Source organism: Paracidovorax wautersii, assembly GCF_900113035.1.
Classification (GTDB): domain Bacteria; phylum Pseudomonadota; class Gammaproteobacteria; order Burkholderiales; family Burkholderiaceae_C; genus Paracidovorax; species Paracidovorax wautersii.
This window is the reverse complement of sequence record NZ_FONX01000001.1, coordinates 126,915-142,295: the sequence shown is the minus strand read 5'-3', so window position 1 is coordinate 142,295 and position 15,381 is coordinate 126,915. Positions and strand designations below refer to the sequence as shown.

Sequence of the window (15,381 nt, the reverse complement as noted above, 5' to 3'; positions counted from 1 at the left end):
CGGCCTGATGCAGCGGCGGCGCTCCCCGGCTGGAGGGCGCCACGGCCTGCTGCACCACGCCTGAGGGCGCCACCCCTTCTGAAAAGGGTGGCGCTCCGGCCCGTTACTTGATCTGCGATTCCTTGTAGTAGCCGCTGTCCACCAGGACCTTCTTCCAGTTTGACTGGTCGACCAGCACCGGCTTGAGCAGGTACGAGGGCACGACCTTCACGCCGTTGTTGTACGTCTTGGTGTCGTTGATCTCGGGCTGCTTGCCCGTGAGCACGGCGTCCACCATGTTGGCGGCGACCTTGGCGAGCTCGCGCGTGTCCTTGAACACGGTGGAGTACTGCTCGCCCTTCAGGATGGACTTGACCGAGGGCACCTCGGCGTCCTGCCCGGTGACGATGGGGCAGGGCTGCTGGGCCGTGCAATAGCCCACGCCCTTGAGGGACGAGAGGATGCCGATGGAGATGCCGTCATACGGCGAGAGCACGGCGTCCAGCTTGTCCTTGCCGTAGTAGGCCGACAGCAGGTTGTCCATGCGGGCCTGGGCGGTTGCGCCGTCCCAGCGCAGCGTGCCGACCTTGTTCATGCCGGTCTGCTTGCTGCGCACCACCAGCTTGCCGCTGTCGATGTAGGGCTGCAGCACGCTCATGGCGCCGTCGTAGAAGAAGAAGGCGTTGTTGTCGTCGGGCGAGCCGCCGAAGAGTTCGATGTTGAACGGGCCCTTGCCCTGCTTGAGGCCCAGCTTGTCCACGATGGACTGGGCCTGCAGCACGCCGACCTGGAAGTTGTCGAAGGTGGCGTAGTAGTCCACGTTCTTCGAGCCCTTGATGAGTCGGTCGTAGGCGATGACCTTCACGCCCTTGTCGGCCGCGTTCTGCAGCACGCGCGAGAGCGTGGTGCCGTCGATGGAGGCGATCACCAGCACCTTGGCGCCCTTGGTGACCATGTTCTCGATCTGGGCGAGCTGGTTGGGGATGTCGTCGTCGGCGTACTGCAGGTCGGTCTTGTAGCCGCGCTCCTTGAGCACCTTGACCATGTTGTCGCCGTCCGCGATCCAGCGGGCCGAGGACTTGGTGGGCATGGAAATGCCGATGCTGCCCTTGTCCTGTGCCTGGGCCAGCGGCAGGGTGCCGAGTGCGGCCAGGGCGAGGGTGGCGGCGGCGGTTTTCAGAAAGAAGCGTTTCACGTCATGTCTCCTGGTTTTTATGGGTGTGATGGGTCTCGGGAACGGAAAATTTGGGCCTTTGGGGGGCCCGGGTCGCCTTCGGCGTCAGTACTTGCGCTTGGGGAACTCCTGTGCGGCGGTCTCCATGGGGAAGATGCCTTCTTCGGTCACGATGCGCTTGGGCACCGGCTTGCCGGCCTTGATGTCCTTGACGGCGGCCATGAGCTGCGGGCCCAGCAGCGGGCTGCATTCCACCGTGACGTTGAGCTTGCCGGCCATCATGGCCTCGAAGGCGCCCTTGACGGCATCGATGGAGATGATGGTGATGTCCTTGCCGGGCTTCATGCCGGCTTCCTCGATGGCCTGGATCGCGCCGATGGCCATGTCGTCGTTGTGCGCGTAGAGCACGTTGATCTTCTTGCCTTCGGCCTTGAGGAAGGCTTCCATCACCTCCTTGCCCTTGGCGCGGGTGAAGTCGCCGGTCTGCGAACGGATGATCTTGAACTTCGGGTCGGCCTTGATGATTTCCTCGAAGCCCTTCTTGCGGTCGATGGCCGGGGCCGAGCCCACCGTGCCCTGCAGCTCGACGATGTTCACGTCGCCCTTGCCGTCCTTCATCTTCTCGACCAGCCAGCGGCCGGCCTTGCGGCCTTCTTCCACGAAGTCCGAGCCCATGAAGGTGACGTAGAGGGACGGGTCCTTGGTGTTCACGGCGCGGTCGGTGAGCACCACCGGGATCTTGGCGGCCTTGGCCTCGCGCAGCACCGGCTCCCAGCCGGATTCGACCACCGGAGAGAACGCGATCACGTCCACGCGCTGGGCGATGAAGGAGCGGATGGCCTTGATCTGGTTCTCCTGCTTCTGCTGCGCGTCGGAGAACTTGAGCTCGATGCCGGCCTCCTTGGCGGCCGACTTGATCGACTCGGTGTTGGCGGTGCGCCATTCGCTCTCGGCCCCCACCTGGCTGAAGCCCAGCACGATGGGTTTCTGCGCCCAGGCGCCGTGCGGCAGCAGCGCCGCCAGCGGGGCGCAGGCCAGCCCTGCGGCGAGGGTGCGTCGGTTCAGTTGCGTCATCTTGTCTCCTGTCTTTTTTGGTGGTTGGGATGATCGGGATCGGCGAACGACTGCAGTGAAAACTTCCTCAGGCCAGCATGTAGCCCGTCTTGACCGTGGTGTAGAACTCGGCGGCGTGGCTGCCCTGCTCGCGCGGACCGTAGCTGGAATCCTTGCGCCCGCCGAAGGGCACGTGGAAGTCCACGCCCGCCGTGGGCAGGTTCACCATGGTCATGCCCACTTGGGCGTGGCGCTTGAAATGCATGGCGCGCTTGAGCGACGTGGTGCAGATGCCGGCACACAGGCCGAAGGGCGTGTCGTTGGCCAGCGCCAGCGCGTGTTCGTAGCTGTCGGCGCGCAGCACGCAGGCCACGGGGCCGAAGATCTCCTCGCGGGCGATACGGTGCTCGGGCCGCGCGAGGAAGAGGGCGGGGCTCATGTAGTGGCCGGGCGTGGCGAGCTCCAGGCGTTCGCCTCCGAAGACGTGCTCCGCGCCTTCCTTGCGGGCGATGGCGATGTGCTCCAGGTTCTGCGCCAGCTGCGTCTCGTCCACCACCGGCCCCATCTCGGTGGCGCGCTCCAGCGCGTGGCCCACCTTCAGGGTGGCGAGCCGCTGGCGCAGCCGGGCCACGAAGGCGTCGTGCACGCCGGCTTCGACGATGAAGCGGCTGGAGGCCGTGCAGCGCTGGCCCGTGGAGAAATAGCCGCCCTGCAGCGCGCAATCGACGGCCTGTTCCAGGTCGGCATCGGCCAGCACCACCAGCGGGTTCTTGCCGCCCATCTCCAGCTGCACCCGGGCGCGGCGGGCCGTGGCGGCCTGCAGCACGCGGGTGCCGGTGGCGACGGAGCCGGTGAAGCTCACCGCGTTGACCAGCGGGTGATCGACCAGGGTCTGCCCGGCCTCGCGGCCGCTGCCCATGATGAGGTTGAAGGCACCGGCCGGCAGGCCGCTGCGGCTGATGATCTCGGACAGCGCCCAGCCGCAGGTGGGCACGCTCTCGGCCGGCTTGAACACCACGGTGTTGCCGTAGGCCAGGGCCGGGGCGATCTTCCAGGCCGGAATGGCGAAGGGGAAGTTCCAGGGCGCGATGATGCCCACCACGCCCACGGGCTCGCGGGTCACGTCCACCTGCACGCCCTGGCGCACCGAGGCGTGCAGTTCGCCGGGAATGCGCAGCGCCTCGCCGGCGAAGAACTTGAAGATCTGCCCGCTGCGCGCCACCTCGGCCACGGCCTCGGGCAGGGTCTTGCCCTCTTCACGGGCCAGCAGCTTGCCCAGTTCGTCCTTGCGGGCCAGCAGTTCGGAGCCGATCAGGTCCAGCACGTCGGCACGGCGCTGCGGGTTGCTGTGGCTCCACGAGGCCAGCGCGTCGCTCGCGGCCCGCACGGCCTGTTCGGTCTGGTTGCGGTCGGCCCGGGCATGCTCGGCCACGACCTCGCGGGTGTCCGAGGGGTTGATGCTCACGCCGGTGGTCGTACCGATCTCCCAGCGGCCATTGATGAGATGGCGCGGGTTCTGCTGCATGTCACCGAGCTTCATGGGAGGTCAGGGCTGTAGGAGGAGGGCGTTCGGGAAGTGCAGCGACTCTAGGTTCGATTTGAATATCAATCCAATCGTTTTTTGAACAAAATAGATATCTATCCCGGCATTCTGGAAAACCCCATGAGCACTTACAACCACTGGTTCATCCGCGCGCGCCTCAAGACGCGGCAGCTTCTGCTGCTGGTGGCGCTGGCGGAAGAGGGCAACATCCACCGCGCGGCGCAGGTGCTCAGCATGACCCAGCCCGCCGCCTCCAAGCTGCTCAAGGACCTGGAGGACGTGCTGGAGGTCTCCCTCTTCGAGCGCCTGCCGCGCGGCATGCGCCCCACCTGGTACGGCGAGACCATGATCCGCCACGCCCGCATGGCATTGGCCAACCTGAACCAGGCGCACGACGAGATCCACGCGCTGAAGACGGGGCATTACGGGCAGGTGGGCATCGGAGCCATCACCTCGCCCGGGGTCAACCTGCTGCCGGCGGCGGTGGCCCTGGTCAAGCAGGAGCACCCCAGCCTGCGCATCTCGCTGGACATCGAAACCAGCCCGGTGCTGCTGGAGCGGCTGGAGCAGGGCCGGCTCGACATCGTGGTCGGGCGGCTCTTCGCGGAGCACGACAAGAGCCAGCTGCGCTACGAGCCGCTCACCGAGGAGCCGGTGTGCGCCATCACACGGCCAGGCCATCCGCTCTCCAGCCTGAGCGGGCTGAGCTTGCGCGACGTGCTGGCGGCCGGCTGGATCGTGCCGCCCGCGGGCAGCGTGCTGCGGCACCGGTTCGACCTGATGTTCCGCCAGGACGGGCTGGCGCCGCCGGTCGATACGGTGGAGACCTCGTCGCTGCTGTTCATGACGCGCATGCTCCAGCAAAGCGACATGGTCGCGGTGGTGGGGGCCGACGTGGCGCACTACTACGCCGCGCACGGCATGGTGGCGGTGCTGCCCCTGCCCATGCCCTGCCACATGGATGCCTTCGGCCTCATCACGCGCACCGACCGCCTGCTGTCCCCCGCCGCCAAGGTCATGCTCAAGGCGCTCAAGCAGATCAGCTTCGTGCAGTACGGCATCCGCCTGGAAACCGACTGACGCGGGGCGGGTGCCGGTGCGGTGGCTTAGACCCAGCCCGCATCCACCTTGAATTCCTGTGCAGTGCACATCGCCGCGTCGTCGGACGCGAGGAAGAGCACCATGCGGGCGATGTCGTGCGGGCGCAGCTTGTCGGGCAGGCACTGGTTGCGCGCCAGTTCCTCTTCGCCCTTGGCGTCGAGCCAGAGCTTGATCTGCCGCTCGGTCATCACCCAGCCCGGCGAGACGGTGTTGATGCGGATGCGGTCGCGCCCCAGCGTGCGGGCCAGGCCGCGCGTGAGGCCGTTCACCGACGACTTGGCGATCGCATAGCAGGGATAGCCTTCGCCCTTGCCCTGCCAGCCGGTCGAGCCCAGGTTGATGACCGAGCCGCCGCCCAGCTTGCGCATGCCGGGCACGGCGGCCTGGATGGCGAAGAAGGCCGGCCGCTCGTTGATGGCGATGCGTTCGTCGTAGTAGTCGGGCGTGACGGATTCGAGCGTGTGCCGGTCGTCGCTGGCCACGTTGTTCACCAGTACCGAGAAGTCGCCCAGCTCGGCGGCCGCATCGGCCATGCAGGCTCGCAGCGCGCCGATGTCGCGCACGTCGCAGACCCGCCACCAGGGGCGCGGCAGGCCGGCCGCCGCCAGCTGCTGCGCCAGCTGCTCGCTGGCCTGTTCCGCGACATCGACGAACGCCACCCGCGCGCCTTGCTCGGCAAAGGCCGACACGATCGCCGCGCCGATGCCGCTGCCGCCGCCGGTGACGAACACCGAACGGCCCTGCAGGCTGGGAAAGAGCGAGGTGCCCTGGGTGAGGGGGTGGGTTGCGCTGGAATTTGTCATATCAATATTGCAATCAATCAATGATAAAAATAAACATTAACAGCATCAATTGGCGTTGATAACATCGCCCGAGTCAAGGGGCACACCCCCGATAGAGGCCTCGCAGCACCCGGAGACAAGCCGTGAATTCCAGCCAGCCCCTGCGCGCCGCGCCATCCTCCACCCAGCCCGCCACCAGGCCGTCCGCCGGGCCAGTCCAGTGCCTCCAGAACCTCGGTTGCGAGCTGGGCGAAGGCGTGGTGTGGTCCGAGCGGCAGCAGGCGCTGTACTGGGTGGACATCCTCGCGCGCCGCCTGTATCGCTGGGATCTGTCCGCCGCCGAGCCCCGGCACTGGGACTTCGCCGAAGAGATATCCGCCCTGTCGGAACGCGCCAGGGCGCCCGGCCTGCTGGTCGCGCTGCGCCGCGGTTTCGCGCTCTTCGATCCCGATGCGGATGCCGAGCCGCGCTATCTGCACCAACCCGAGCCCGAGCGCGAGGGCAACCGCTTCAACGACGGCAAGTGCGATGTCCAGGGCCGCTTCTGGGCGGGCAGCATGGACTTCGCCTGCGAGGCGCCCACGGGCGCGCTCTATCGCCATGATGCCGACGGCGGCTGCACCCGGCACGACGACGGGTTCGCCGTGACCAACGGCCCTGCGTGGTCCGGCGGCGGCATGTTCTTCAACGACACCGTGCAGGGGCTCACCTACCGCTACGACTTCGACGCGGCCACCGGCCGGCTGTCGAACCGGACGCTCTGGAAGCGCTGGGCGCCCGAAGACGGCGTGCCCGACGGCATGACGACGGATGCCGACGGCCGCCTGTGGATCGCCCACTGGGGCGGCGCCTGCGTCACCTGCCACGATCCGGCCAGCGCCGAAGAGCTGGCGCGCATCGATCTGCCGGTGAGCCAGGTCACGAACTGCGCCTTCGGCGGGCTTGGCCTGCGCACGCTGTTCATCACCTCGGCGCGCGTGGGGCTCACGCCCGCGCAGCTGCAGGCCGAACCGCTGGCCGGCGCGCTGTTCGCGGTGCCGCTGGATGTCGCCGGCCAGCCGGCCCACCTGTTCGGCGGCTGACGCGTTGGCCCGACTGCCGGCCTGCCAGCTACAACGCGCGCAGTCCCGTCGCCGGCCCCCCGATCACATCACTCACCCCCTCAACCCAAGGAGCCGCCATGGCCGAGCCTTCCCATCCCATCGTCTGGCTGCACCACGCCGGCCAGCATCTGGGGCTGGTGCCCACGCTGGGCGGCAGCGTCGCCGCCTGGCAGATCGACGACCCGCGCAGCCCCCGCGGCCGGCTGGACCTGTGGCGGCCGTGGAGCGGCGCCACGCCCGACCTCTACCAGCTCGCGTCCTTCGCCATGGTGCCGTGGTCCAACCGCATCAGCGGCGGCGGCTTCACGCATGCCGGGCAGTTCCACGCCATGCAGCCCAATCGCGCCGGGGAGGCTTATCCGATCCATGGCGACGGCTGGCTGCAGCCCTGGAGCTTGCGCCAGGCGGGCGACGATACCGTGGAGATGTCGCTGGAGTCGTCGTGCTTCGACGGCAACCCCTACGACTATGCCTGCCTGCAGAGCTTCCGGCTGGTGGAGGGCGGGCTGGACCAATCCGTTGAGGTGACGCATCGCGGCGCCGAGCCGCTGCCCTATGGACTGGGCCTGCATCCCTGGTTCCCGCGCACGCTCGGCACCCGCATTTCGGCGCCGGTCCGGGGTGTCTGGCTGAGTGGCGACGACCCCTTGCCCACCGAGCTGACCGATCAGTTCCCGCCGGGCTGGGATCTGAATGCCGGCGTCTCCGCCCAGGGCGACCTGATCGACAACGCCTATGTGGGCTGGGGCGGAACGGCGTGCATCGAGTGGCCGGAATGGGGCTGGCAGCTGACTGCGCAGATGCCCGACTTCGCGCAGGAGGGGGGCGAGGACCAGCATTTCTGCCTGATCTACCGTCCGCCCGCAGGCCCGGCCTTCTGCTTCGAGCCGATCACGCAGCCGATCGACGCCTTCCATCAGCCGGGCATGCCGGGGCTGCGCGTGCTGGCGCAGGGCGAGACCTTGAAGCTGCGCGTGCAGTGGCGTTTCAGCCGGATGGGGTGAGCAACCCGCAGGCGAGGAGGGCGGCGGCCTCGCCGCCGATTCCGGTTTTCACGCTCCGGTTTTCACGCGGTCGTTTCGCGCGCGGGGCCTGCCAATTCCACGCGGTTGCGCCCGCCCGCCTTGGCCTGGTAGAGCGCGCCATCGGCACGGGTCAGCAGGTCGTGCAGCGTGAGCGGCGTCGCCGCATGGCAGACCGCAACGCCGAAGCTGGCGGTCAGGCGCGGCAGGGGCTGCAAGCGCAAGGCTCTGACCGCCTCTTCCGGTTCGGCGATCGCCTCGACCCGGGCCCGCAGCCGCTCCGCGGCCAGCGCTGCCTGGCGCGCGTCGGTGTCGGGCAGCAGGGCCGCGAATTCCTCGCCGCCGATGCGCCCGAGGATGTCGCCTTCGCGCAGGCCGGCCAGCAGTTCGACCGCCACGGTGGCGAGCGCCCGGTCGCCCTGCGCATGGCCGAAGCGGTCGTTGATCTGCTTGAAGTGATCGATGTCGATCATCAGCACGGCGGTGGGCCGTCCGGCCGCCGCGTTGCGGGCCAGCATGGTGGAGCCATGCTCCATGAAGGAGCCGCGCCGCAGCACGCCCGTCAGATGGTCGTGGCGGGCCATGTGGTCCAGCCGGCGCAGCAGATCGTTGCGCGCGCCGTTGACGATGGCCACCGCCATCGGGCCCAGGGCGATCAGCGCGATGCCCAGCCGGGCCGACTGCACGGAATTCATGTAGAGCAGCTTGCCCTCCGGCAGCACCATCAGGCTGGCCGCGATGGAGAACAGCTGGATGACGCTCAGCAGCGCGGTCAGCGCCAGCGTGGGAAAGACGGCGTAGCGCAGGGCGCACCAGATCAGGGCCGGCACCGGCAGCGCCAGCACGCCGGGGCCGCCGACCAGGATGGCGATCACCAGGGAGAGGGCCAGCGAGATCACCGGCAGCACGGTAGGCCAGTCCCAGCGGAGGGTGCGCACACGGCGCGCCAGCAGATGCCAGGACAGGTGGTGCGTGCGGGGCGCGGCCAGCATCACCGGCAGCAGCAGGATGTAGAGCGCCAGGTCGCCATTGAACCAGTCCACCAGCCCGGCCAGCAGGCTGCGGCCGAACAGCGCGGGGCTGGCGGCGCCGCCCACGATGGCGCCGGCCGTGGCGCTGGCAAGGCACACGATGAGCACCGAGAGGATGGTCCTGGGCTGCCTCAGGTTGCGGACGTTGGGCGGCAGAACACGCGAGGCCACGAGGTAGCCGGCGGCCACGCCCGCCATGTTGGCCGTGTTCAGCCACAAGGTCATGGGCAGGCTGGTTCCCGCCAGCAGGTCGGCCCCCAGAAAGCCCGCATAGGCACCCAGCCATCCTGCCGGCGATGCGCGTTCCGGGTGGCGCAGCAGCATGCCCAGCAGCACCGCGTTCGCAGGCCAGAACAGCGACAGCGGCCCGAGCAGCCGGGTCATGAGCGCCGCGAGGAGCGCGCAGGGCACGACGACGGCGGCGGCCCAGCAGAAGTCCCGCAGGGCCCGCACCCCTGCCGAGGCCAGCGTGAGCGAGCGTCCGGAAGGGGCTTCTTCGGTGGGATGCATCAGGAAAGACCTGCGGAATGCAGTGCGCTGGGCAGATCGGGGCCGGTCAAAAGGGGCGGTCCGCACGGGGGCGGGGTAGGGGCTGCAAGGGGGTGTCGGCGCGGGCGGCGGCTCGGCAGGGCTCCGCGCTGGTCTGCCGCCTGCGAAGCCGCGTGGCGGCAGGCGTAAGGACGGGAGTCTACCAACGCTTGTTACAATATGTCAATGTCCCAGAGGTTTTCCGCGCTATGGCTTTGGCTGGCCTTGCTGTCTGCGTTCGGCCACGATGTGCTGCCCGCAGTGCATCAGCACGCCCATCTGCGCGCCTACGAAGCCTCCGTCGCCGTTGCGGCCGACCTGCTGGACGAATCCTCCGAGCCATCGCCCCAGTCCCCGGCGGATGCCAAGGCTGATGACTGCGCCATCTGCGCGCATTTCGCCAGCCTGTGCCCGTCTCTGCGGGCCGAGGCGAGCGTGGCACCCGCCCTGCGCCAGGCGCCATCGGCGCTGCCGCGGGGGCTGGCGCTCGTGCCCTTGCCCGAGCCGGCGTGGCTGCTCGCTGCGCCGCGCGCTCCGCCTGTTCTCTCCGCGTTCGCTTAGATAGGCCGCCCCGCGCCCTGGCGCTGGCGGTGGAATCGACGGGTGTGCGCCCTGGCAGGGGCGCGGCCTGCGGCTGTGCCTGATCCCGGGTCACGGCATGGGTTTGCGCCCTGTCGGACGCCAGCCCGCGATTCCATCGCCCCCACCGTGCGGGCGCATGGCCTCTTTCTTCTCCGCGTGCGCAGTCCTCGCCGTCTTGGCGAGCTGCGGCGCGGCCCGGCAACGCCCGACCGGCGCTTCCCGGGTGTTTGAACCATGCGGACCATGAGTCCGCGGAGAGATTCGTGTTGTTTTCCCCCAAAGTGCTGCCCCTCGCGGTGGCGTCCCCCTTCCTCTGCCTCGCTGCGGCTGCCCAGACGGCCGGCGATTCCGTTTCCACCCTGGGCGAAGTGTCCGTGCGCACCGGCAACAGCGGCCCGCTGGCGCCCAATACCTTGCTGACCTCGGTCGATATCCTGGGCGCCGACAAGATCGAGAACCAGAACGTGTCCAACAGCTGGGAGCTGATCGGCCAGCTGCCCGGCATCCAGCTGACCGAAACCCGCATGGGTGCGGAGTCCGGCAAGGCCACGTTCCGCGCCTTCAACGGCGAGGGCTACATCAACGGCATCAAGGTGCTGATCGATGGCATTCCCAGCAACGTCAACAGCGGCAACCAGCGCTTCATCGACATGATCTTCCCGCTGGAGATCGACTACATCGAGGTGGTGCGCGGCACGAACGACCCGCGCTACGGCCTGCACAACATCGGCGGCAACATCAACTTCGGCACCCGCCAGGGCGGTGACTACACGGAAGGCCGCTTCACCTACGGCAGCGACGCCACGCGCGAAGTGCAGCTGGCGCTGGGCCGCGAATCGGGCGGCTTCGCGCAGAACTACTTCCTCGCCAAGCAGGAATCCAACGGCTACCGGCAGAACGCCCATTCGGACAAGTATTCGCTGGGCGGCAAGTGGTTCCTGACCTCGGACAGCGGCGCGGTCAAGGGCGGCATCGTGGCGCGCCTCTATTCCCACAAGGCCGAGGAGCCGGGCTTCCTGACGGCGGCCGAGCTGGCCCGTGACCGCCACCAGTCGCCCGCCAAGAACGCCAACGACGGCGACGACCGTGACATGCGCCACCTGAGCGCCCACCTGGACTGGCAGATCGACCCGAGCCTGTTCCTCAGCAACAAGCTCTATCTGAACCGCTACGAAGACGACCGCCGCATCACCTTCACCGACAGCCAGGCCGCGAGCCTGAACAACCTGCCCCGGCAGGTGCGCCGCTGGGACGAGACCCAGCACGGCCTGATGAGCACGCTGACCTGGCGCGCGAACAAGGCGGTGTCGGTCGATGGCGGCATCAATGTGGAACGCCAGCGCAACACCTACGAGCGCTACCGCTATCCCTATGCCGTGCCGACCAACTTCGACGTGCCCGGCGCCGTTTCCAACAACGACCACTACACGCTCAACAACGTGGGCGCCTACGTGCAGGCCGTGGTGCAGGCCACCGACCGGCTCAAGCTGGTGCCGGGCATCCGCACCGACCGCTTCACCGGCCACACCGTGCTCAACACCGGCGCGCAGGGTTCGCTGCAGGACTACGGCTGGATCAACCAGCCCAAGTTCAGCATGGTGTATGCCGCCACGGACAAGGTCAGCGTCTATGGGAACTGGGGCCGTACCTTCCAGATCCTGACCGGCTCGCGCGCGCCGGCCTACATCACCTCGCCGACGCAGCCGCGCTTCGCGCCCTCCATGAACACGGGCAAGGAACTGGGCGTGAAGTTCACGCCCAGCCCGGGCACCGAGATGCGCGCCGCCATCTGGCAGCAGGACGCCACGGACGAAGTCGCCAACATGCCCGCCACCGGCACCACCGTGGGCCTGGGGCAGACCCGCCGCCGTGGCGTGGACCTGCAGGCATCGACCAGGATCGACGGCCGCTGGCAGCTGTGGGCCTCGCATTCCTGGCAGGAAGCCAAGGTGGTGAGCGCCTTCGCCAGCGATGGCACGTCGCTGGCCGGCAAGGAGGTGTTCTCCACGCCGCGCCACATTTCGAACGTGGGCGTTGAATACCACGCCACGCCCGAGCTGCGCCTGGGCCTGCAAGGCCGCGCGCAGGGCAGCTACTACATCGACAGCCTGAACGCCAAGGGCAAGTACGGCGCCTTCGTGCTGTTCGACGCCAACGTGCGCTACGCGCTGACCAAGACGGTGAGCCTGGACCTGCAGGTCAAGAACCTGGCTGGCCGCAAGTACGTCTATGCCTGGGACGACACCTTCTTCTGGCCCGCTGGCAGCACCCAGCCCATGTTCGCGCCCGGCCCCGGCCGCGCGTTCTACGTCTCGCTGAACTTCAAGATGTAGCCGCAGTGCGCCCCGCCCGCCATTGCGGCGGGCAGGGTGCCATCCGCATCAGAAGGTGTGCATGACGCCGGCCGTGAAGCCGGTCGCCGTGCTCTTGTTGGCCGCGCCCTGGTAGCCGCCGCGCCAGTGGGTGCGGTCCAGTTCGGCGTACAGCCGGCTGCGGCGCGACAGCTTGTATTCGGCGAACAGGATGGCGCGGGTGTAGCCGTCATCGCGCAGCCCGCTGCGTTCGCGTTCCAGGCGATATACCGAAGCCGTCAGATCGATGGCCGATGTGGCAGCCCAGGTGCCGCCGGCGGAATGCACACGTTGCACCGTGCGCGCCGTGCCAGAGGTCTCGGCCTGGCTGCGGCCGGTGTTGGCGGCGAGCCTGATGCTGCCGAACTGGTAGGCGACGCCCACCGTGGCCGCGTCCAGGGCCAGGCCCGCTGGCGACTTGAAGTTCTGGTAAGCCCCCGACACCGTCAGGCCTTGCGCCGCGTAGGCCAGGCCGGCACCGCGGGATGACTGCGGGTTGGCGCCGGCGGCGTTCTCGCCGAAGCCGTACATGGCGCGTGCGGTCACCGGGCCGAAGCGTCCGACGTACTTAAGCGAGTTGTCGAGGCGGTAGGAGCCGCTGTTCGCGCCTGCCGAGCCGTATTCGATACCCAGGCCGTGGCTGCTGAGGGCGGTGGTCGCGATGTTCGGGTTGAAGGACGCGAAGCGCATGCCGACCGGGTCCACTGGGCTGATGGCATCGGCCAGCAGATTGGTCTGGCGGCCCGCGGTGACCGTGCCCCAGCCGCCGGCCAGGCCGACGATGGCCGCGCGGTCGAAGAACCTGGTGCCGTTGGCCTGCGTGCCGGTGTCGAGGTTCAGCCCGGTTTCGAGGTTGAACACGGCGTGCAGCCCGCCGCCCAGATCCTCGCGGCCGCGCAGGCCGAAGCGGCTGGTGTTGTCCACGCCGCTCGACAGACCCGTGGCCGAGGAGGGGCTGGGCGCATGGGCCGCTGTCATGCCGGAGGTCCGGCGGATGCCGAGATCGGCGATGCCGTAGAGAGTGAGGCTGGTCTGCGCCGATGCCAGGATCGGTGCGCAGGCGGCCGCGATCGACGCGATGCGCTGGAGTTTCATGCGGTGCTTTCGGACGTGGCTGCGCAGGGCCAGGCCGCGCCGGATGTCTGGCGCTGCGGCCCGCGCAAGCGGTTATGGAGAGTGAGGGGGGCAGCAGCGCATGCCCGCCAGACGGCCCAGGGCGATCGGCGGACGATGCGCGCGGAATCAACGGGCCGCGGCGGGCTCCATGCCGGTGCTGCGCACGATGGAGGCGGCAGCCGGCGCGGCCAGGAAGCGGATCAGCTGGCGTGCGGCCTCCGGCTCCGGTGCGCCGGTCGCAACGCCGGCCGAGAAGAACACGCGCTGCTGCACTTCGTCCGGCAGCGGGCCCACGAAGTCCAGTTCCTTGAAGGGCAGCAGTTCGCTCACCTGCTGGAAGCCGATCTCCGCATCGCCGCGCAGCACGACGGCGCCGACCCGTTCGCTGTAGATCTTCTTCGCCTTGTCCTTGATCTGCTCGGCCACGCCCAGGCGCTGGAACAGTTCGGTGGAGAGGTAGGTGCCGCTGGCGCTGGCCGAATAGGCGATCGACCTGGCGTTCAGCAGGGTCTGCCGGAGGGCGTCCACGGTGCTGATGTCCGGCCGCGGCGTGCCCTTGCGCACGCTCATGCCGATCATCGAGCGCGCGAGGTCCACGCGGCTGCCCGCCTGCACCTTGCCCTGCTCGATCAGCTGGTCCAGCGCCGAATCGGCCAGGATCACCACGTCGAACTGCTCGCCGCGCGCCATGCGGCTGGGGATCGAGTCCGGCGCATTGCCGATGGAGGCGCCGCGCGCCGTGGTGACCTTGTTGCCCGTGGCCTGCTCGTAGATCGGCACGAGCTGGTCGTAGGCGGCCGAGAAGCCGCCGGAGGTCACGACGCGGATTTCCGCGGCCTGCACGGCTGCGGGCGCCACCGCGCCCAAGGCCAGGCCGAGCGTGAGGGCCGCGCCCAGCAGCGCGCCCAGGGTGCGGCGGCGCAGGCCGGTGGCGGGCAGGGAGGGCGAAAGGGTGTCGGGCATGGTTTGTCTCCGTTATGGTTGTTTGTGATCCGTTGCCTGCGCGTCAGTCCGCGGTGATGTGGCGCTCGCGGATGATTCGGGCCCACTTCTCGTTCTCCGCCGCGATGAACTTGCCCAGCTCTTCGCGGCTTCCGGGCGCGGCCGTCTGGCCGTGCTTGAGCAGGTTCTCGCGCACGTCGGGCGAATTCAGCACCTTCACGAGCTCGGTATTCCAGCGGTCCAGCAGCGCCTTGGGCGTCTTGCCGGGTGCCATGAAGGCGTACCAGTTGGTGGCGTTGAAGCCGGGGTAGGTCTCGGCGACGGTCGGCACGTTGGGCAGGTAGGCCGGGCGGGTCAGTCCGGTCGTGGCCAAGGCCACCAGCTTGCCCGATTGCAGGTGCGGCAGCGCGGTGGGCGGCGCGGCGTAGAACGAGGTGACGCGCTCTCCCAGCACGTCCTGCAGGGCCGGCGCGCCGCCCTTGTAGGGCACATGGACGGTGTTGATCTTGGCGATGTCGTTGAGTAGCTCGCCGGCCAGGTGGGCGGCCGAGCCCGGGCCGGTGGAGGCGAAGTCCAGCTTGCCCGGCTCGCGCTTGGCGCGGGCCACGTATTCGCCCAGCGTCTTGATGCCGGTGCCGGCCGGCACCACCAGCACGTTGGGGAAGGTCACGCCCATGGTGATGGGAGCCAGGTCCTTGAGCGGGTCGTAGCCGACCTTCATGAAGTGGGGCGAGATGCTGAGCGGCCCGATGGAGCCGAAGAGCAGCATGGAGCCGTCGGTGGGGCCCTTGGCGACCTGGGCATGGGCCAGGTTGCCACCGGCGCCGGGCTTGTTGTCCACCACCACGGTCTGGCCGATGTTCTCTCCGAGCTTCTTGGCGATCACCCGCGCGGCGATGTCGGCGGAGCCGCCCGCCGCGAAGCCCACCACCAGGGTCACCGGCTTCTTGGGGGGAAAGTCCTGGGCGCTCGCGGCTGTAGAGATGAGGGACAGGCCGGCCGCGAGTGCGGCGGCCAGGGTCAGTGTGCGTCTTTGCATGTTGTCTCCTTGTGTGGTTGCAGCCGGCTGGCTCA

General features: G+C 68.6%; 13 protein-coding genes. 5 read left to right on the top strand and 8 right to left on the bottom strand.

What is annotated here, in order from left to right:
- Positions 1-103 precede the first annotated feature (103 nt).
- The 3 genes from chvE to BM070_RS00505 form a co-directional block, all read right to left on the bottom strand.
- Positions 104-1,174, bottom strand: a complete 1,071-nt coding sequence (gene chvE, locus BM070_RS00515) for a multiple monosaccharide ABC transporter substrate-binding protein (RefSeq protein WP_092936542.1) — start codon at positions 1,172-1,174, stop codon at positions 104-106.
- Positions 1,175-1,258: 84 nt separating this feature from the next.
- The gene (locus BM070_RS00510; protein WP_092936540.1) at positions 1,259-2,227 is read right to left on the bottom strand and encodes an ABC transporter substrate-binding protein; all 969 of its coding nucleotides are present in this window, start codon (positions 2,225-2,227) and stop codon (positions 1,259-1,261) included.
- Positions 2,228-2,294: 67 nt separating this feature from the next.
- Positions 2,295-3,746: an aldehyde dehydrogenase family protein gene (locus BM070_RS00505; RefSeq protein ID WP_092936538.1), complete on the bottom strand. Its 1,452-nt coding sequence runs from the start codon at positions 3,744-3,746 to the stop codon at positions 2,295-2,297.
- Positions 3,747-3,869: 123 nt separating this feature from the next.
- Here BM070_RS00505 and BM070_RS00500 point away from each other — a divergent pair, with 123 nt between their 5' ends.
- On the top strand, positions 3,870-4,829 hold the full coding sequence (locus BM070_RS00500; protein ID WP_092936536.1) for a LysR family transcriptional regulator: 960 nt from the start codon (positions 3,870-3,872) through the stop codon (positions 4,827-4,829).
- A gap of 26 nt (positions 4,830-4,855) precedes the next feature.
- Here BM070_RS00500 and BM070_RS00495 read toward each other — a convergent pair whose 3' ends face one another.
- A complete protein-coding gene (locus BM070_RS00495) occupies positions 4,856-5,653 on the bottom strand; it encodes an SDR family NAD(P)-dependent oxidoreductase (RefSeq protein ID WP_092936534.1) in 798 nt (265 codons plus the stop codon).
- Positions 5,654-5,775: 122 nt separating this feature from the next.
- Here BM070_RS00495 and BM070_RS00490 point away from each other — a divergent pair, with 122 nt between their 5' ends.
- Positions 5,776-6,714 (top strand): SMP-30/gluconolactonase/LRE family protein, encoded by a 939-nt coding sequence (locus tag BM070_RS00490; protein ID WP_092936532.1) that lies wholly within the window; start codon positions 5,776-5,778, stop codon positions 6,712-6,714.
- Between the two features lie 98 nt (positions 6,715-6,812).
- On the top strand, positions 6,813-7,739 hold the full coding sequence (locus BM070_RS00485) for an aldose 1-epimerase (protein ID WP_092936530.1): 927 nt from the start codon (positions 6,813-6,815) through the stop codon (positions 7,737-7,739).
- A gap of 62 nt (positions 7,740-7,801) precedes the next feature.
- On the opposite strand, the gene BM070_RS00480 is transcribed toward BM070_RS00485, so the two are convergent.
- On the bottom strand, positions 7,802-9,298 hold the full coding sequence (locus BM070_RS00480; RefSeq protein ID WP_092936528.1) for a GGDEF domain-containing protein: 1,497 nt from the start codon (positions 9,296-9,298) through the stop codon (positions 7,802-7,804).
- A gap of 243 nt (positions 9,299-9,541) precedes the next feature.
- Between BM070_RS00480 and BM070_RS00475 the strand changes: the two genes are divergently transcribed.
- On the top strand, positions 9,542-9,877 hold the full coding sequence (locus BM070_RS00475) for a hypothetical protein (RefSeq protein ID WP_245785058.1): 336 nt from the start codon (positions 9,542-9,544) through the stop codon (positions 9,875-9,877).
- A 287-nt stretch (positions 9,878-10,164) separates the two neighbouring features.
- A complete protein-coding gene (locus tag BM070_RS00470; RefSeq protein ID WP_217648922.1) occupies positions 10,165-12,231 on the top strand; it encodes a TonB-dependent receptor in 2,067 nt (688 codons plus the stop codon).
- A 48-nt stretch (positions 12,232-12,279) separates the two neighbouring features.
- On the opposite strand, the gene BM070_RS00465 is transcribed toward BM070_RS00470, so the two are convergent.
- The 3 genes from BM070_RS00465 to BM070_RS00455 form a co-directional block, all read right to left on the bottom strand.
- Complete coding sequence (locus BM070_RS00465) at positions 12,280-13,344, bottom strand: porin (protein ID WP_092936522.1); 1,065 nt, start codon at positions 13,342-13,344, stop codon at positions 12,280-12,282.
- Between the two features lie 147 nt (positions 13,345-13,491).
- A complete protein-coding gene (locus tag BM070_RS00460) occupies positions 13,492-14,328 on the bottom strand; it encodes a substrate-binding domain-containing protein (protein WP_092936520.1) in 837 nt (278 codons plus the stop codon).
- A gap of 43 nt (positions 14,329-14,371) precedes the next feature.
- Positions 14,372-15,346: a Bug family tripartite tricarboxylate transporter substrate binding protein gene (locus tag BM070_RS00455; protein WP_092936518.1), complete on the bottom strand. Its 975-nt coding sequence runs from the start codon at positions 15,344-15,346 to the stop codon at positions 14,372-14,374.
- Positions 15,347-15,381 lie beyond the last annotated feature (35 nt).